Annotated in this window: 13 protein-coding genes; 3 read left to right on the forward strand and 10 right to left on the reverse strand. The window is 71.1% G+C overall.

Annotation, left to right across the window (positions count from 1 at the left end; translation table 11 throughout):
- Positions 1-184 precede the first annotated feature (184 nt).
- A complete protein-coding gene (locus tag ND747_RS06255) occupies positions 185-796 on the forward strand; it encodes an SRPBCC family protein (protein WP_251732507.1) in 612 nt (203 codons plus the stop codon).
- A gap of 532 nt (positions 797-1328) precedes the next feature.
- On the opposite strand, the gene ND747_RS06260 is transcribed toward ND747_RS06255, so the two are convergent.
- The 4 genes from ND747_RS06260 to ND747_RS06275 form a co-directional block, all read right to left on the reverse strand.
- On the reverse strand, positions 1329-2036 hold the full coding sequence (locus ND747_RS06260) for a GNAT family N-acetyltransferase (protein ID WP_251732508.1): 708 nt from the start codon (positions 2034-2036) through the stop codon (positions 1329-1331).
- The gene (locus ND747_RS06265; RefSeq protein ID WP_251732509.1) at positions 2033-3481 is read right to left on the reverse strand and encodes an aminotransferase class V-fold PLP-dependent enzyme; all 1449 of its coding nucleotides are present in this window, start codon (positions 3479-3481) and stop codon (positions 2033-2035) included. The genes ND747_RS06260 and ND747_RS06265 overlap by 4 nt, the downstream gene beginning before the upstream one ends.
- 9 nt (positions 3482-3490) lie before the next feature.
- On the reverse strand, positions 3491-3781 hold the full coding sequence (locus tag ND747_RS06270) for a hypothetical protein (RefSeq protein ID WP_251732510.1): 291 nt from the start codon (positions 3779-3781) through the stop codon (positions 3491-3493).
- A gap of 106 nt (positions 3782-3887) precedes the next feature.
- Positions 3888-5063 (reverse strand): ABC transporter substrate-binding protein, encoded by a 1176-nt coding sequence (locus ND747_RS06275; RefSeq protein WP_251732511.1) that lies wholly within the window; start codon positions 5061-5063, stop codon positions 3888-3890.
- Between the two features lie 590 nt (positions 5064-5653).
- Between ND747_RS06275 and ND747_RS06280 the strand changes: the two genes are divergently transcribed.
- Positions 5654-6103 carry an NUDIX domain-containing protein gene (locus ND747_RS06280; RefSeq protein ID WP_374216161.1) on the forward strand — a complete coding sequence of 150 codons (450 nt, stop codon included), beginning with the start codon at positions 5654-5656 and terminating at the stop codon, positions 6101-6103.
- 57 nt (positions 6104-6160) lie between these two features.
- Here ND747_RS06280 and ND747_RS06285 read toward each other — a convergent pair whose 3' ends face one another.
- The 6 genes from ND747_RS06285 to ND747_RS06310 form a co-directional block, all read right to left on the reverse strand.
- Positions 6161-6736, reverse strand: coding sequence for a GNAT family N-acetyltransferase (locus ND747_RS06285; RefSeq protein WP_374216162.1), 576 nt, complete (start codon positions 6734-6736; stop codon positions 6161-6163).
- A 656-nt stretch (positions 6737-7392) separates the two neighbouring features.
- Positions 7393-8097 (reverse strand): flavodoxin domain-containing protein, encoded by a 705-nt coding sequence (locus ND747_RS06290; RefSeq protein ID WP_251732514.1) that lies wholly within the window; start codon positions 8095-8097, stop codon positions 7393-7395.
- Positions 8098-8401: 304 nt separating this feature from the next.
- Complete coding sequence (locus ND747_RS06295; RefSeq protein ID WP_251732515.1) at positions 8402-10189, reverse strand: CYTH and CHAD domain-containing protein; 1788 nt, start codon at positions 10187-10189, stop codon at positions 8402-8404.
- 179 nt (positions 10190-10368) lie between these two features.
- Positions 10369-11277, reverse strand: coding sequence for a formate dehydrogenase accessory sulfurtransferase FdhD (fdhD, locus tag ND747_RS06300; protein ID WP_251732516.1), 909 nt, complete (start codon positions 11275-11277; stop codon positions 10369-10371).
- On the reverse strand, positions 11261-13858 hold the full coding sequence (locus ND747_RS06305; RefSeq protein WP_251732517.1) for a molybdopterin-dependent oxidoreductase: 2598 nt from the start codon (positions 13856-13858) through the stop codon (positions 11261-11263). The genes fdhD and ND747_RS06305 overlap by 17 nt, the downstream gene beginning before the upstream one ends.
- A 120-nt stretch (positions 13859-13978) precedes the next feature.
- Positions 13979-14836: a CoA ester lyase gene (locus tag ND747_RS06310; protein WP_251732518.1), complete on the reverse strand. Its 858-nt coding sequence runs from the start codon at positions 14834-14836 to the stop codon at positions 13979-13981.
- A 272-nt stretch (positions 14837-15108) separates the two neighbouring features.
- Here ND747_RS06310 and ND747_RS06315 point away from each other — a divergent pair.
- A partial coding sequence (locus ND747_RS06315) for a pentapeptide repeat-containing protein (RefSeq protein WP_251732519.1) occupies positions 15109-18620 on the forward strand: 3512 nt, incomplete at its 3' end.

Here is an 18620-nt window from a genome sequence, read left to right on the forward strand (position 1 = left end):
TGGCTCCATTGGGAGTGGCGGGATCGGGACACCACACACCCACCGCCACACCACGATGAAATCGTCTGCCCGGCACTTTCGCCGTTACTGTTTCACCGTCGCCGCCGACGGCCGTGCGATCGGGATGTGGACCTGGAATGTCCTCGTCGCGCGTGGCTGACCGGCCGTGGAAGCGAGGTTCTCGATGCTGGAGACGGTACTCGAGGTCAGCATCACCATCCCCCTCCCCGTCTCGCAGGTGCACACTTTCATGACCACCCCGGACAACTGGGCCGCCGCGTCCCCGGTCACCGAACGCATCCAGGGTGATCGGACCGACCGCCCGGTGACCCTGGGCGCGAGCTTCGTCGACGTGCTGCGCCTCGGCCCGGACACCACCGCCGAGGTCCGGTGGACCGTCACCCGCGACGACCCGGGCGTGACCTGGCAGATCACCTGTGAGCCGGCCGCCGGCCCCGACCCGGCGGACGGCCGCATCCACGTCACCCTCACCTACTCCTACTCCCATGCCGGACGCCCACCAGGCGCACCGCACCCGCAGGGCGTGCAGCCCGGCACAGAGGGCGAGCCTTTGGTGGGCACCCCCGCGGAAGAACAGCCCGGCGCCGACGCAACACTGCTCACCCGTACGGTGCGCGCCGCCTACACCGGCGAGGCGAACCTCCCCCTGCCCTATCGGGACGTGTTCACCAACCGCACTGTTGCCGCCCGGTTCCTCGCCGCGATGCGCAGCGCCATGCTGGCCGGCGATCATGCCCCCACGAGCGTTCCGCCCCGCATCTCCAGCGCAGGCTAAGCCGCCTCCCGTAGGGCTCCGGCCGTCCCATCACCCCCCGACCGGGGCAGATCTCCTGATCCAGAGAATGCCGCGGCCAATGCGCCGTCCATGAACGTTTCCGGTTGTGGCCGGGGTGCCGGGATGCCGGGACGCCGGGGTGACTGCGGGCGCATCCTCCGGGGCCGGAGGCAGCCACCCGGCACCGGCGACCCGCACCCGGTGACCAGCGTGACGCACCGTGATCAGATTGGCTCGTCGGGTCGAGACAATCCCGGGCGTGTCGATCAACGTGGTGCTTCTATAGGGATAAGATCGAAATTTTGTCTGTTTCATCCCTACAGAAGGACCCATCCGCCCCGCCAGGCCCGCCGACGCCGCCAACAGCCCGTGACGGCGGCGAGATCGGCCGTCGAAACCAGCCCCGCGGGGCCATGAGGACACGGAGGGTACCCGGTCAACACCGGAGAGTGCCAACAGGCGGCAGTGGGCGCCAGCCAGCGACAGCCCGGCCAGCCAGCCACAGCCACAGCCACAGCCACAGCCCAGACAGCTACCAGCGCGCTGCCCGTGAACATTCGCGGGCAGCGCACTCGCGGCCGGACGGCGGGGGCCGGCGGGCGGTGGGGCGGGTGCCGGCCAGGGACCAGGTGCCGGGGTCGCCCCAGATCGGATACAGCGTGGGGCCGCCGTCCGGCAGGATGATCTCTGCTCCCCGGCGGCGCAGCCCGAGGCGACGCCACACCTCGAGGGTGTGCAGGTTCGACGCCTCGGCATACACCCCGGCGCCCTCGGCATTCGCGGTCAGGGCTAGGTGGTGGCCTATGGCGCCGGAGTGCCCCCGGAACTGGAACTCGGGCCGCACCGCGGCGAACATCACGTGGTAGTGCGGCGGAAGGTCGCTCGGGTGGGCTGCCGCCAGCGCAGCCATGATCGCCACTGCCCGCTCGCCGCCCTCGCCGCAGGCAGCCAGGAGGGCCTCGGCGAACCGCAGCTCGTCGGTCTCGCCGAGCGCGGGCTCGCCGGGTGGCGACCACACACCGAGCGCCTCGTGGTTCGGTGTCGTGGCCACCGTACCGCCATGATCGAGGATCATCTGGACGGTCACCCGGAAGAACCCGGCCACGTGGACGGCCCGGTTCGCCATGTCCCGCGGGAAGTTCCACGTCAGCAACGGGTCGGTGTCGAAGGCGATGCAGAGCGTCTCGACCACGGCCTCGAGGTCGGTGGGTCCGGAACGCAGGTACTCCGTGGTCGTCATGCACTGCCTTCCGGGATGAGGGTTTCCGGCACCGGGTTGTTCAGGACGCGGTCCGCCTCGTCCGACGCCGGCCGCGGCGGCACCGCCGGCACCACCGGCACCGCGGAGACCATCCGGAGCACGACCGTCGGTGGTGGCTCGCCGGCCGGCGCGGGAACGGTGATGGCACGAGCAGCGGGGAAGCCGGCGGCGAGACGTTGGTGGGCATCGACCAAGGCCGCCACGGCGGCGTCGACGTCGGCCTCGTCCGTCTGCCAGTTGCAGACCGACAGTCGCAGCATTGTGCGCCCCTGCCAACGGGTCGGGCTCGCCCAGCCGACCCCACTGCGCTGGAAGGCAGCCACGACCGCCGCGGTGTGCGCATCGCCAACCGAGTTCGCCGAGTCCCCCATCTGCACCGAGGCCGCTGGGCCGGCTGGACGGTCCGGGTGGCCGGCCATCGGGTCGACGCCGGGATGCGGCGGGGTGAAGCGGACCAGGACCTGGTTCAGGACGACCTCGCCGACCACGGTGGCGCCATCGACCCCGGCGAGCCGGGTGGCCATCCGGGCGGCCAGGGCACAGCAGCGTTCGACGAGGTCGGTCACCCCGTCCGTGCCGAGGTGACGCAAGGTCGCCCACAGCACGAGAGCCCTGGCCCGCCGGGACATCTCCAGGGTGTACTCGGCCGGATGCCGCTCGGCCGGCAGCGGATCGACCGGCCCCGCATCCGTCGGCCGATCGGCGGCCGGGACGGTGGCGGAGGGTGGGGAGAGGGAGAGGTAGTCGGCCTGGGCGCGGACCGCGGCGCGGTGGGCGTCGGGGTGACGGCACAGCACGACACCGCAGTCGTAGGGGACGTTAAGCCACTTGTGCGCGTCGGTGGCCCAGGAGTCCGCCGCGGCCAGGCCGGCGAGCCCGGGGACGGCGGCGCGCAGCCGCGGGCTGGCGGCAGCCCACATGCCGAACGCGGCGTCGACGTGCAGCCACCCGCCGTGGGCGTGGGTCAGCGCGCCGATCTCGGCAACCGCGTCGACCGCACCGGTGTCCACCGTGCCGACCTGGGCGCAGACGACCAGCGGACCGGTGGTGGCCGCCAACACCTCGGCGAGCCGGTCGAGGCGCATCCGGCCCTGGGTGTCGGTGTCAACGGGATGGATCTGCCCGCCGAGACCGAGCACCCGCAGCGCCCGGGGCACGGTGACGTGACAACCGCGGCTGACCAGGATCCGCGGTGCCGGCGCGCCGATGAGCCCCTGGCGGTCGGGATCCCAGCCGGCGGCGGTGAGCACCTGGTGGCGGGCGGCGGCAAGGGCCACCAGGTTCGCCGTGGCACAGCCGGAGGTGAGACCGACCGACGTCGTCGCGGGCAGGCCGAACAGACGCACAAGCCAGCCGGCGACGATCTCCTCCACCACCGCCGCCGCCGGGCTGGACACGTGCAGCACCGGGGTCTGGTCCCACACCGACGTCAGTCATTCGGTCGCGACCGCCACCGGGAACGCGCCGCCGGTGACGAACCCGAAGTACCGCCCGGACGTCGAGCGGGCCAGGCCGGGTTCGGCCGCGGTGACGAAGCGTTCCAGCAGTTCGGCCGGGTCTACACCGACCGCGGGCAGGTCGCCGCCCAGCGCCGCACGCAGGTCGACGGCGCTCGCTTCGACAGCGGTCGAACCGTGCGCCGTGCTGGTGAGGTAACCGACGGCATGGTCGGTCACCCGCTGCAGCAGACGTGCCAGGTGCGCGGCATCATGGCCGCCGTCCATTGCGCCTCCGTGTCCCCCCGGTACGGAAGCACGTTAGACGAGCGACAAAACCCTCATGAGCAGAATAACCAAGATGATCCATCCGATCACATTGCCCGGTGGATCGTCAGGTCAGCTCCCGCCCGCACAGGTTGGGTTCCACGACGACGAAGCCGTTGCCGGCGGCGTTGGCCTGGACGAACGAGTAGCAGGCGCTGGTCTGACCGGCCGCGGAGCGCAGGCTGATCGGGCTGATCAGGCCGTCGGCGTCGTAGCTGTTCAGCGTGCGCAGCGCGATCTGGAAGCCGGACCGGGTCGGGCAGGGGCCGGCGAGTGCCAGCCCGCGCAGAAACATGTCCGTGCTGATGTAGGCGGCGACAGCCATGTCCTGTTCCGGCTCGGCGACCTGCGGCGCGTACCGGCGCATCGCGTCGACGTAGGCCTGGACGCCGCGGCCACCGAGTTCGAACGGCCGGTAGAACACCGGGATGCTGATCCCGGCCATCCGCGGTCCGACCGTGCGCAGCAGCTGGTGATCGTAGCCGCTTGCGGAGAGCACGGCCTTCAGCGGGTAGCCACCGCCCCGCACCGCGTCGACGACGGTGACGAGGTCCCTGGGGGCGAGGACGCCGATGACCGTGTCCGCGCCGGTCTGCGCAATGCGCCGGCCCACGACCGCCGGATCGTCGACCCCGTCGGTATAGGTGATCGCGCCCAGCACCTGCACACCGGCGGCGGCGAGACTGCGCCCATAGGACGCGGCGCTGTTCGACACCGCCCGCGACAGCGCGGTCTGCAGGATCACCGCGCGGCGCCCGCCCTGCTCGTAGACGAACCGGCCCGGCGTGTCGACCGCAACGGCGTTGGCCCCGTACTGGCCGTAGGCCGTACCCGTGACCGGCACGCCCGCCTGGCTGAGGTAGGCGGTGCTCGCCGGGCCGGCTACCGACAGTCCGATCACGCCGAAGACGTGCTGCTGTTCGACCAGGTCATGCGCGGCAGCGACGTTCGTCTGTGGCGTGCCCTGATCGTCGCGCCACTGGTAGACGACCTTGCGCCCGTGGATGCCACCGGCCGCGTTGGCCGCACCCAGCCGCGCGTCGACCCCGGCCCGGACCGCCCCGAAGATCCCGGACGCCGGCCCGGTCTGGGGATAGATCACCCCGAGGTCGACCTGCCGGTCGCTCACCCCGGGAGACACGCACACCACTGCCGACGCCGAATCCGTGGACGAACATCCGCCCAGCAGCACCGAGGCCAGCAGCACGATCGCAGCGGTCGTCGCGAGCGGTGTGAACGGCACGGCAACGGCACGGCGGCGGCGCACCACCCGCCGAGCTGGCCGGCCAGGCCCGGAGAACACAGGTCGAGAAAACACAGGTCCCCCTGCGCGGTCGATGACTGAACAGACCCCGCCGAGGACCGGTTTCGACGGGCCAGACTGGTGGAACCACACCAGGGCGAAACCCTCACCCCTGCGGGGGCAACGCACGTTACCAAACCGCATTTCTCTTGATATCCCGCCGACCCCCGAGGGAACATCCGCCGCAATACCTCCACCGCATCGCCCGCACAATCACTACCCGGAAACACCAAGAAGTTCCACGAGTGTTCACTGAATCGCCATCGCCACGCCAGCCCGCAGACCCGCAGCATTCTTTCGGCGGTCATGAATCCACCCGCACAACAACAAACCACACCGCCGATCGCCGCGGCGTGACAATGCTTACATACTCCGGCTCCGCATACTTCGGTACCGCTTTACCCGCTCCCACCCGGCCGCGGCAGTGCCGACAGCGGCGACCCTGGCAGCAAGACGACGGCGACGGCGCACCACGGCACCGCGATAGCGTCATCGGACGGTCCCGAGCGGGCGGAGGAGCTGCGGTGCAGGTGCGCGACGAGCACAGAACCCCGGTGGACGTGCTGGTGCTGGTGCTACGCGAAAGTCACGTGCTGCTCACCCTGCGCGCCGGCGAGATCTACGGGGCCGGCTGGTGGGCACTGCCCAGTGGGCGGGTGGAACCCGCCGAGGACGTCGTGTCCACCGTGGTCCGCGAACTGGACGAGGAAATCGGCCTCACGGTCGACGCCACGGACGTCGCCTTTGCCGGCGTCACCCACGCCCTGCCACCGGACCATGAGCCGAGGATCGGTTTCGGCTTCACCGTGCGACGTTTCACCGGTGAACCGACCATCCGCGAGCCCGACCGTTGCGCCGAGCTGCGCTGGTATCCACTCGACGAGCTCCCCGCCCGTACCCTGCCCTACACCAGGGAGATCGTGCGCCTCCACCAACAGGCCGAACCGTTCTCCCGCCTCGGCTGGCCGCCCCACCGGTGACCCCGCGAGACGCGACATCGGCGGGCTGACTTCCACCCGGAGCCCTCTCCCGGGTGATCACCGCCCGATATGGCGACCGCCGGCCAGATCCGTACGCAGCAGATCCATGAGCAGCCCGTCACGCCGGACGCCGTCCGGCCCGAGTTCATACTCCCGCATGATTCCGACCGGCCGAAAACCCACCTTCGTATAGCTCCGGATGGCCGGAGCGTTGGCGGCCGCCGGGTCGATGGTGACCCGATGATGGCCGCGATCCTCGAACAGGAACCGAGCCACCAAGGTGACCGCCCGAGTGCCTAGACCACGGCCCTGGAAAGCACTGCCGAGAAAGACGTCGATACTGGCCTGCCGATACTGCGGGTCGTTGTCCTCGTCATACTGAATGCCGCCGGCCACCACGCCCGCGACGGTTACGACGAGCAGTACCGGGTCGGCATCGGTCACCGGATCCCGGTCGGCCAGCAGATCCCGGCGAAGATTTTCGACCGCCGGCGGCGTTCCCCACCAGGCGGTGACCGACGGCTCGGCCAGAATCGCCAGCAGCGCCTCCACCTCATCCTCGCGGCCCGCCCGCACGCTTACCTCGCCGTCAACGAGCTCCGGCCGCAGCAACACCGTCACCCCTCTCAGCAACGACCTCGCCACCAGCAGCCACCCCACGGACTGTAAACCCCTGGCAGCCGGCAGAACAGCCGCTTCCCGCGCCGCAACAGGTTCACCCGTGTCCACCCCAAACGCACCGGCCCCACCCTCATCGCCCCCCACAGCCCCGACCCTCACAGCCCCGACCCTCACAGCCCCGACGTCCACAGCCCCGACCTCTCGCGGCCAGGAGCTCCCACGGCCGGCCACAGAGGGCCGGCCAACCCCCTCTGTCAAGGCAGTCGAAATCGGCTCTGGTGACAGCACGTAAAAGTGTCCGCGCCACCCGATAGGATGGAGTTTTCGGCTGTGAGAATGATGACCTGGCGACGACGGGGCCACACAGAGCATCGCGGTGACTATCCGCCACCCATTTTTTGCAGTCCGCCGATAATTCCCGCCACGGACATCAGCCGCATGCCATAGCGCAACATAAACACCACAACAAGTTTGCACAGATAAGCGAAAGGCGACAGGCGACGCAGGACATGAGCTCCGGCAGGTCACCCAGCGTGAATCAGTGCCAATAGATGACACTTAGCTGGGTAAGTTTCACGGGAGAGAGTGTCGAACCTTTTCCGGTCACCGCCCGCATTGTCCAGTTACCCTCGGCGTACGCTCGGGTTCGGATACTCGATCAACCGGGCTCATCCGGTCACGCTGGTCGTGCCGTCCGGAGTGGGCTCACGCGGCGTCAGGAAATGCGGCGCGACCCCGTCCGCGGTGACCAGTCGCAGGTGGGAGGCCGGCCGGCCGGCACGTGACCGCCGCTCGTGGGTGGATCCAGCGAGGCCGCGACGGGTGGCACCCGGCCCCCAGGCGGGAACGGCGTGCAGGAGCCGGACCGGCGAGGTGGCTCCCAGCGCGGCAACCGCCTCGACCAGTCCGGCCAGCGCTTCCGCCGGTGTGGGCGCGCCCGACATTGCGGACACAGCCGTGCGGGGATGAAGCATGGATGCGGACAGCTGCAGACCGACGGTCAACGCACCTCGAGCGCCGATCAGGCTGGCCAGCGCGGCGAGCTGGGCGATCGGCGCAGGTGCGGAGCCGGAGCCAGAGCCGGCGTCAGCTCCGGCATCGGAGCCGAGGCCGGGCTCCGCCGCCACCAACCAGACTGGCAGCTCGGCCAAGGTGTCCCGCCGATTGCGGATCAGGCGACGGAGATCACCGGACCAGCGTCCGGCGCGCACCACGCCAGCCGCGACCACCGCGTCGTAGCCGTCGAACTCGGCAACCCGCCGAGCCGGGCGCAGATCGGCCGCCACCCCGCGTCCGGCCAGGGCGGTGCCGATCGTGCGAGCCAGCTCGTCCGCTCCCCCGCACCGCATCCCGTACACCACCAGAGCTCGCATGACCGCGTCCTCCACCCTTGCCTCGCCGCAACGCTCCGTCGACGTGGGCATGGACGACGGCACAGGACCGTCGCATGTCCGTAACCCAGTGGACATCCGTGGCGCGGCCCACACCATGCGTCGAACGTCCGCAGGCACCGGGACATCCGGACTCGAAACGGCAGGCTCCGTGGCCACCGCACGGTCCGGCCCAAACCGGCCGGTCGGAGGCCGGCTGGTCGGTCGGAGGCCGGCCCGGTCAGCGGGGCCGGACCGGCCGCGGGCGAGCCGGCCAGCGCGGCAGGTGGCAGGTGGCAGGTGGCAGTCAGGAACGCAGCCAGCGGCGCAGACCGGGCGGCCGGGACATCTTCTTCTTCCAGGTCCGGGCCATCTCGCGGCGCAACTCGGCGGCCCGGGTGTGCTCCTGGCCGGTGAGCAGGCCGTAGGTGAACGACGACTCACCGGCGAGGTTCGAGGCCACGGCCAGAGCACGCAGCCGTTCCACGGCGATGACCGTGTCCTGGTGCGCGCCGAGCTGCTCCTGCACCCGCCGGGCCCGCTTCGCGAGCCGCCCGGCGTCCCGGCCGACCAGTGGCGTCATCAGCTCGCAGGCATACCGCAGCCGTTTCGCGGACTTGCGGGCGCGATGGTAGGCGACGTCGCGCTCGACTCCGGGCGGCGCGGAGCGGGCGATGCGCACGCGGCGCGTGAGCCGGCGGTCGGCGCGGCGCACCATCCTCGGCAGCACCCGCCGAGCGGGCCGGCGCGCAAGGGCCGCCGGCCCCGTCCCGCCGCCCGATCCGGCTCCGCCAGTCTCACCAGCCCTACCGGCCCCGGCCCCGGCATCGGCATCGGCATCGCTGCCAGCCGCGACCTGATCGGCGCCGACACCGGCGACGAAGGTGAGTAGTTCGTCGACGAACGCGAAGTAGCGGTCGCTACGCAGAAGGTCAAGTGCCTCGGTCCGCCCCCGCAGCACCTCACCGAGCAGCGTTTCCTGGACCCGGGCCACGACCGGCCCGAGCACCTGCTCCGTGGGTTGGGCGTCGAGTGCGCGCCGCAGCCGGGCGTACTGCACCTCGGCGTCACGGGGCCGACCCAGCACCTCACCGATCTCCCGCAGTCCGGCCTCGATCCGCGCGGCCTGCTCACGATCGAACAGCGGCCGGAACGTCTGGATGGTGCTGCGCAGCCGACGGGCCGCAACCCGCAGGTCATGGACGGATTCGGGAGCGCCCATCCGCACCGCCGGGTCGGCGGCGAGCAGCGCCGCCGCATGGCGGGCCAGATAGTCGTGCACCACCGCACCAGCGCTCACCTCGGCCCGGCCCGCCTTACCGCGAGCGGCTCCGCTGCTGCCGGCGTCGGTGACAGTGCCGGTACCGGTGCCGGCGGCAGTACCGGTACTGGTGACGGCGACGGCGACGAGACGGTCGAGGTCGGACGGCCCCACGTCGACGGCGAGGGCGCGGCGCAGTTTGGACGAGCCCACCGCCGTCCGGGCGCCCGCATCACGCAGCAGGTCGTCGGTGGTGGCCAGCAGCCGTTCTCCCGCCGGGTCGATCACCTCGACCTCGATCTCCCGCCACCGCGAGACGACGACCCGCCCACCGGCCACCGTCGGGTGCCCCATTGTTCGGGCCCGAACATGGTCATCGGCGACCTCGAGCAGGTCGTGCCCAGCGGCATCGCGCAGTCGCCACGTCCGCCGGGTCGTGCTGATCTGCGCCACCGGCCGCAGCGGCGCCCCCCGCACCCACACCGCGACCAGATCCGAGAGATCATCCGGCACCCGCGACACATCCGCCGGGGCCACTCCCCCGACACTCACCTCCACCGGTGACGGGGTGTCCAGCGGCCGGCCGATCTCGTCCCGGGCGCCGTCGGCAGTGGGCAGCTTCAGGTGCCAGCCGGCATCGTCGCCGCCCTCCCGGCGGCGCAGGGTCATCTGGTTACGAGCCAGGCGCAGGTCGTCGGTGTCGTAGTAGACGGCGTGCAGCTCCCGCTCCTGCGGCGCGCCGACGGACGCGACGCCCTCGACGGCGTCGAAGGCCGGGAGGCGGAACGTCTCATCGACGGCAAAGGCATGCTCGACCTCGTGGGTGACCGTCACCAGTCACTCCTTTCCGGTGGTGTCTCCCCTGGTCGGACGCCCGAACGGGACGTCTTCCGGCGGGACGTCATCCGGTCTTCGTTCCCCCGTCCGGACACGAGAAATCCACCACGGACGTGGTCGGCCCCCGGTGACCCAGCGGCCGGCGGCGCGGCCCGGGCCGCCCGGACCCGGGTGCCTCAGCGGCAGGCGATCCGGTGGGCGCCGCTGTAGAGATTCATCGTGTCGCCGCGGACGAACCCGGCCAGCGTCATCCCCGCCTCCTCGGCGAGGTCAACGGCAAGGGTGGACGGCGCGGACACCGCGGCAAGCATCGGCACCCCCGCGAGCAGCGCCTTCTGCACCAGTTCGAACGACGCCCGCCCACTGACCACCAGGATCTGCCCGGTCAGCGGGATCCGTCCCGCCCGCGCCGCCGCGCCGACGACCTTGTCGACGGCGTTGTGCCGCCCCACGTCCTCCCGCACCACCCATGGCACGCCGTCCGCCCCGGCCAGGCCCGCCGCATGCAGCCCGCCGGTGGTGTCGAACAGCCGCTGCGCCGCCCGCAGCGCCGGCGGCAGCCCGGTGACCACATCCGGTGCGACCCGCAGCGGATCGTCCGCGACCTCGTACCGTCCCCGCACCCGGACCGCGTCAATGCTCGCCTTTCCGCACAACCCACAGGAACTGGATGTGTAGAAGGTGCGGGCGGCGTCGACGTCCGGCGCCGGCACCCCGGGAGCAAGCGTCACATCCAGGACGTTGTAGGTCGGCCGCCCGTCCTCGTCCACCGCACCGTCGCCGCTCCCGTTCCCGTTCCTGCCGGCGGCTGTCAGCCCCAGGCCGGCCGGTCGGGAGACGTCCTGGCGAGAGACGCAGTAGCGCATGGCGGCGACGTCCGCGCCGGTGGCGATCAGCCCCTCGCCGAGCAGAAAGCCGAGCGCGAGGTCCATGTCGTCGCCCGGCGTGCGCATCGTGACCGCAAGCGAGCGTCCACCGACGCGGATCTCCAACGGCTCCTCGCCGACCACCGTGTCCGGCCGGACCGCCGTCGCGACGCCCGCCCGCACCCGGGTCACCCGCCGCCGATCACTGGCGCGCCCCACCCGGTTCCCTCCCGGTCGGTTCCAGCCGGACGACCAGCGACTTCGACGTCGGGGTGTTGCTGCGTTCCGCCGTCGCGTCCAACGGGACCAGGACGTTCGTCTCCGGGAAGTAGGCGGCAGCGCAGCCGTGCGCCGTCGGGTAGGACACCGCGCGGAAGTTCTCCGCCCGCCGCGTCGACCCGTCCGTCCACACGCTGACCAGGTCGACGTGTGTGCCGTCGGCGACACCGAGCGCCGCCAGATCGTCCGGGTGGACGAGGACGACCCGCCGTCCACCTCGCACCCCGCGGTAACGGTCGTCCAGACCGTAGATGGTCGTGTTGTACTGATCATGGGATCGGATGGTCTGCAGCAGCAGATGTCCCGGCGGCACCGTGAGCGGCTCGGCGGTGTTGACGGTGAACGCGGCCCGCCCGGTCGGCGTCGGGAACGTCCGGCTGTCGCGCGGCGGATGCGGCAGCGCGAAGCCACCCGGCTCGGCCAGCCGCGTCTCGAAGTCCTCGAACCCCGGCACCACCCGCGAGATGTGCTCGCGGATCCGCGCATAGTCCCCGGCCAGCCCCGCCCAGTCCACCGCCGCGGCGAGGGTGGCTTCGGCCATGCCGCAGACGATCGCGACCTCGGAACGCAGCTCGGGACCGGCCGGGGTGAGCCGCCCGCGGGAGGCATGCACCATCCCCATCGAATCCTCGACGGTGACCTGCTGCGGGCCGCCGACCTGGACGTCCACCTCGGTGCGTCCCAGCGTCGGCAGGATCAGCGCTGCCCGCCCGGTGACCGCGTGCGAACGGTTCAGCGTGGTGGAGACCTGGACGGTCAACCGGCAGGACCGCATGGCCGCCTCGGTGACGGCCGAATCCGGGGTGGCCGCGACGAAGTTCCCGCCCATCCCGACGAACACCCGCACCCGCCCGTCGCGCATGGCGCGGATCGTGTCGACGACGTCCAATCCATGCCGCCGCGGCGGCGCAAAACCGAACTCGGCACCGAGCGCGTCAAGAAACCCGGCCGTGGGCCGCTCCCAGATTCCCATCGTCCGATCCCCTTGGACGTTGGAATGCCCCCGCACCGGGCACACCCCCGCCCCCGGCCGGCCGATGTTGCCCTGCAACAGCAGCACGTTGACGAGTTCCTGAATGGTCGCGACCGCCCCCGCATGCTGGGTGAGCCCCATCGCCCAGCACACGACCACCCGTTTCGCCGCCAGCAACCGCCCCGCCAGCTCGTCGATCTCCGCGCTGGTCAGACCGGTCGCCACGGCGATCTCGTCCGCCGACAGCGCACCGGACGGCAGGTCGTCCGACGGCCCGACGCCCGACAGCCCAACGCCCGACGGCCCAACGTCCGACGGCGCACTGCCGGACGGGACATCGCCGGACAGGGCCCCGCCCGACGGGGTGCCGCCGCGCACATGCCTGGCGTAGGCGTCGAAGCCGGTGGTGTGCCGGGCGATGAAATCGTGGTCGAGAACGGTGCCGGGGGCCGCGTCCTCGGCGGCGAGCAGCCGGCGGCCGAGCGCCTGGAACAGCGCGAGATCCCCGCCGAGGCGGATCTGCAGGAACTGGTCGGCCAGCGCCGTGCCACGCCCGACAATCCCCCGCGCGTTCTGCGGATTGCGAAAGCGCAGCAGCGCCGCCTCCGGCAACGGATTCACCGCGACGATCTGCCCGCCGCGGCGCTTGACCTTCTCCAGCGAACTGAGCATCCGCGGATGGTTCGTCCCCGGGTTCTGCCCGACGACGAGCACCAGATCCGCCGCCTCCAGGTCGGCGAGCGTCACCGACCCCTTGCCGATGCCGATCGTCGAGGTCAGCGCGGTGCCGGACGACTCATGGCACATGTTCGAGCAGTCCGGCAGGTTGTTCGTGCCCAGCACCCGGGCGAACAGCTGATAGACGAACGCGGCCTCGTTGCTCGTGCGCCCGGACGTGTAGAAGGCCACCTCGTCCGGACTGTCGAGCGCCGCCAGTTCTTCGGCGATCAACGCGAACGCATCGTCCCAGCCGATCGGACGGTAGTGGTCGGCATCCGGCGGGCGGTACATCGGTTCGACGAGCCGCCCCCGGCTGCCGAGCCAGTGCCCCGTGCGCCCGGCAAGGTCGGCCAGGCTGTGCTCGGCGAAGAACTCCCTGGTCACCCGCGCGCGGGTCGCCTCCTCGGCCACCGCCTTCGCGCCGTTCTCGCAGAACTCGGCCGCCGACCGTTCCCCCGGCGGCGGCTCCGGCCAGGCACATCCCGGGCAGTCGAACCCGTGATCCTGGTTGACCAGCCGCAACGTCCGCACCGAGCGCCGGGTCCCCATCCGCGACAGCGACTGCGCCAGCGCGTGCCCCACCCCCGGCACCCCCGCCGCCCACTGCTTCGGCTCCGACACCCGCAGCCCCGCGTCCTCACCGCGGCCAGCGCCGACACTGCTGCTACCGCCGCCCTTGCTGCTACCGAGGCCACCGCTGCTACCGCCGCCATTGCCCCTGCCGAGGCCACCGCTGCTGCCGAGGCCACCGTGACCGAGGTCAGCGCCCCCGCCCGGTTCGCGGTACTGGTCGTCGTCCGCGGCCGCCCTGTCCGTCACGCCAGCCATGGCCCCACCATCCTCGCCACCGTGACCAAACACCACCTCCTCGGACTCGAATGCCCCCACGACGACCCGTGTGCATCACGCACACCCACATGTCGGGGAAAACTGCTACCAGAAGTAACGTCAGGGGATGACGGGGAACTCGCCGGTGGGCGGTTCGATGTCGGCGGCGCGCAGGAGATGTTCGGCGTGCCGCAGGACGGGCGCGTCGATCATCTTGCCCTCGAAGGTGAACACGCCGCCGCCGGCCCGCTCGGCCGCGCGCAGCACCCGGTCGGCCCAGGCCAGGTCCTCCCTGCTCGGCCGGAACGCGTCGCGCACCACCGGCACCTGGCTCGGATGGATGCACGCCTTCGCCGCGAACCCGATCGCCGCCGCGTCCCGTGCCTCGGCGGCCAGTCCGTCCAGGTCCGGGATGTCCAGGTAGACGGCGTCGATCGCGGCCCGCCCACAGGCGGCGGCGGCCAGCAGAACGGTGCACGCCGCGTGCCGGGCGACGTCCCGGTAGCGCCCGTCGGGATGCCGGCTGGAGCGCCCACCGAGCGCGGCGAGCAGATCCTCGGCACCCCACATCAACGCCACCACGTTCGGCACCTCGGCAATCGCCGGCGCCGCCAACACCCCCGCCGGCGTCTCGCACAGGGCGATCACCGTACGCGACGGCCCGAGCCGCGCCGGCTGGTCGGCCGACTCGGTCTTGGCAAGCATGCACATCCGCAGCCCGGTGCGGTCGAGCGCGGCGAGGTCGGCGGCGAACGCGGCGCTGGTCGCCGGATTGACCCGCACCACGGTCCGGTCCGGATCCAGCTCCGGCGCGGCCTTCACCAACGCCGCCCGAGCCCGCGCCCGGTTCTGCGGCGCCACCCCGTCCTCCAGGTCGAGCACCACGAGATCGGCCACCGCCGCCGCCCGCGCATACCGCTCCGGCCGATCCGCCGGACAGAACAGCAAAGCCCCCGACACTGCCCGCCGCCCGCCCATCAGGCCACCTCCGACCGTTCCGCCGCTGCCACGCCACCACCACGATCACCACCGTCACCGCGAGCAGCACCGTCACTGCCGTCACCGCGAGCAGCACCCGCACCGCGAGCAGCACCGTCGCCCACTGCTCACCGGCCAGTCTGTGATGACGATTACCTGACCTGGGCAAACGTTACGCTGCCCGTCGCCACCATGTGCCCTGCCGCGCTGCACAGCAGCACTGAGCCGACCATGACAACCGGGCAGGACCAGAATGTGGCACGCTTCAGACCGTGCGGGACGATCCGGGGGCACTGCGTCATCACGACTTTCTCGTCTGCTACGCCGACAATGCCGACGACCGACAATGGGCCGCCTGGATCGCCTGGACCCTGCGGACATTCGTACGCCCGCCCATCCAGAGCGCCTCGGGCACCTCCGCTCAGCCCGGCTCCACCCCAAACGACACCGCGTCGGAAAACCCTGTCTCGGAGGACGGAGCGTCCCAGCCGGGTGGCATGTTCGACGTGTTCCTGGACGAGTGGGAGAACGTCGCCGGCACGAATGTCGTCCAACGGATGGACGGGGCGATGAGGCGGGCGAAGCGCGTCGTCGTCGTGCTGTCACAGGCGTTCGTGGCGCAGTCATCGCCGGACGCCTCCCCAGGCACGTCGCTGGCGCCGCTGTGGTCCGCCTGGCAGCAGGACCCGCAGGGAACCGAGCGGCGGCTGCTACCGGTACGGGTGGACGACTGCACCCCCGACGGCCTGCTCCGCCCGCTTCAGTACATCGACCTCGCCGGCCTGACCCGAGACGAGGCCATCAGCCGGTTGCGCAGCGAGATCCACGCAACCCTCGACGGCCACCGCAGGCCCCGCTCCGAGCCCCTCTACCCAGGCCCGCCCGCGCCCCGCTCCCCGGATTTGCCTGCACCGCCCTTTCCAGGCCCGTCCAGGAAGGACAGCCTGGGAAATGCCGACATCACGGCAGGGCATGAGGCAACGGGACCACAGAGCACGACGAACCGGTCTGGGGCGGCCCTGCCCGACGTGTCCCACCTGGTCGGACCCAGGTTCGATACCGAACTCGGGGACGGAATCCGGCGGGGCGACGCAGCGGGACGTCACGCACCGATGGTCAGGCTGGAGGAAATTACCCGGCTCCGGTTTCCCCGGGCACAGGTGCAGCTGATACCGGCAGATGCACAGAGCCCGGCGCATCTGTGGATTCAGGAACGCGACCCGGTTGGGCGCACCGTCAAGGGCGTCGTTCTGTCCGGTGAACAGCAGATCAGCACGGGCACCCTCAACGAGATCGCGAAATCGGTCCGCCACCGCTACCCGGCCGGCCCGGCCGATCCGACCGGGCCGTGGATTCTTGTCGTCTGCCCAGGCAACCAGGTCGCCGACGAGGCGCTGCGCCGCCACGCGGCCGGCCTGAGCATGGCGGTCCAGAGTCTGATCGAGTACGAGATGCTCATGGACCTGCGCGAGTACGTCGCCCGGCAGACGGACGTGCTCAAACGCGACCGGCTCTACCCACCGGCCCTGTATGTGCGCCAGCGAATGACCCGGATCGGCGCTCCCCGGCGGGCGCTCGACACGGACGGTCTGCAGCCGCCCACCACCGACGACGCGCTGGACGAGGTGCTCAGCTGGCTGAGCATCGACGGGCCCAGGTTCGCCCTGCTGCTCGGCAATGCGGGCCGAGGCAAGACCTTCCTGATGCACGAACTGGCCCGGGTTCTGCCCGACCGGCTTCCCCATCTGACGCCGATGCTGCTCGAGCTGCGCGATCTCGACAAGACCCACAACCTCGACCAGCTGGTCGCCTCCCACCTCGCCGGCGCCGACGAGGTCCGCTTCGATCTCGACGCCTTTCATTACCTGCTCCGGCAGGGCCGCATCGCGTTGCTGTTCGACGGTTATGACGAGCTGGCCGTCCGGATCAGCTATGCCCGCGCCGCCGAGCATCTGGCCACCCTGCTCAACGCCGCCGAAGGCAACGCGAAGGTCGTCGTGACCAGTCGCAGCGAGCACTTCCTGTCCGATCAGGGTGCCCGGACGGCGTTGGGCAGCAGCGTCGAGCGGATCACCGGCAGCCGACTGGCCCGCATGGAGGGGTTCACCCAGGAGCAGATCGAGCACTTCCTCATCCAGCGTTACCGTGCCGAACACTCCTCGGCAGCCAAGAGCCGCCCGTCCGACGCCGAGCTGGACCGACTGGCCAGGGCAGACGCCCGACAGACCCTCGACCTGCTGGCGGAACTCGAAAGCCTGGCCGAGCTTGCGGCCAATCCCCGGATGCTCTCGTTCATCGTCGGTCTCGGCACGAAACGGCTGCGCGCGGCCCTGCGTGGGCAGGGCGATGTCACCCGCGCGCAGCTCTACCGGGAAATCGTGCAGGCCTGGTTGGAGTACGAGACCCGCCGAGCCGCGCAGGCCGAGGAAACACCGTCGATGACCTTCGCCCAGCGCCGTGCGGCGGCCACCAAGCTCGCACTCGCCCTGTGGCGAAGCACCGAGCCCACCATCGGCCCCGATCAGCTCGAGGAAACAGCGGTCGCCGTGCTGGCCACGATGGGCGACCAGCGCGGATTCGACGAGGCGACCGCCGCCCAGCTGCTCGGTTCGGGCACCCTCCTGATCCGCGACCCGGCCGGCCGCTTCTCCTTCATCCATGCTTCGGTGATGGAGTACCTCGTCGCTGAGCACACCGCGGCCATGCTGCGCGAGGACAAGGAGCAGGGGCGCTGGCCCGTGCCACAGGACCAGCAGCGACGGTGGCGCGACCGGTTCGCCCGCCAACGCAACCACGGCCAGCCACCCACGCAGACCATGCAGCTGCTCGGCCAGGCGACCCTCTCCGCGCAGACTGCCGATTTCCTCGTTGACCTGCTCGACGCGGACGTCGCATCCGAGCTACCCAGCGTGCTCCTCAGTCACCTCTCGGCGACCGAGCTGGCCAGGACGAACGCGGTGGTGCTCGCCCGGGTGACCGAGACCCGGCTGAAGCGGCCGGCCCGACTGAGCCACGCCCAGCTGGCCCGTCAGGACCTTTCCGGCCAGGACCTCTCGGAGCAGGATCTGCGCGGCGCCGACCTGCGCGGCGCCAACCTCGCCGACAGCCGCCTGCGCGGCACTGACCTCACCGGTGCCGATCTGACCGGAGCAACCCTGTCCAGGGCCGAGCTCCACCACGCCTGCCTAGCCGGCGCCATACTCGCCGACATCACCGCGCTCCGCTCCCGGTGGACGGACGTCGACCTCACCGACACCGACCTCACCGGGGCCGATTTCACCGGCGCCCGGTTCACCGACGTCGACCTCCTGGTCGCCAAGTCACTGGCCGACACCCGGTGGACCGGGGCACTGCTGCTCGGCGGGCACGCTCCGCAGCTCCCATCGCTGGAAGCCATCGCCTTCGCTCGCCAGGCACCGGCCCAACCGATGATCGCGCCACCGATCAGCATGGTCCAAGCGGTCGCCTTCTCTCCGGATGGGCTGCTTCTCGCCATCTGCAGCGAATCCGCAGTTCTGATCGCTGACGCTCAGGACGGCCCGCTGCTGCGGGTTTTCACCGGCCACACCGGCACCGTCTATGCGGTGGCGTTCTCCCCCGACGGCCACACCCTCGCCACCGGCGCCGACGATGGCACGGTGCGACTGTGGGACACCGGCAGCGGACAGACCCACACCACCCTCACCGGCCACACCAGCACCGTCTGGGCGGTGGCGTTCTCCCCCGACGGCCACACCCTCGCCACCGGCGCCGACGATGGCACCGTGCGGCTGTGGGACACCGG

It is taken from the genome of Frankia sp. R82 (genome assembly GCF_023716925.1).
GTDB lineage: Bacteria > Actinomycetota > Actinomycetes > Frankiales > Frankiaceae > Frankia.

Coding starts and splice junctions, on each gene's coding strand:
- ND747_RS06255 (WP_251732507.1), top strand. CDS start 185: ATGCTGGAGACGGTACTCGAGGTCAGCATCACCATCCCCCTCCCCGTC.
- ND747_RS06260 (WP_251732508.1), bottom strand. CDS start 2,036: ATGACGACCACGGAGTACCTGCGTTCCGGACCCACCGACCTCGAGGCC.
- ND747_RS06270 (WP_251732510.1), bottom strand. CDS start 3,781: ATGGACGGCGGCCATGATGCCGCGCACCTGGCACGTCTGCTGCAGCGG.
- ND747_RS06290 (WP_251732514.1), bottom strand. CDS start 8,097: ATGCGAGCTCTGGTGGTGTACGGGATGCGGTGCGGGGGAGCGGACGAG.
- ND747_RS06305 (WP_251732517.1), bottom strand. CDS start 13,858: ATGGCTGGCGTGACGGACAGGGCGGCCGCGGACGACGACCAGTACCGC.
- ND747_RS06310 (WP_251732518.1), bottom strand. CDS start 14,836: ATGGGCGGGCGGCGGGCAGTGTCGGGGGCTTTGCTGTTCTGTCCGGCG.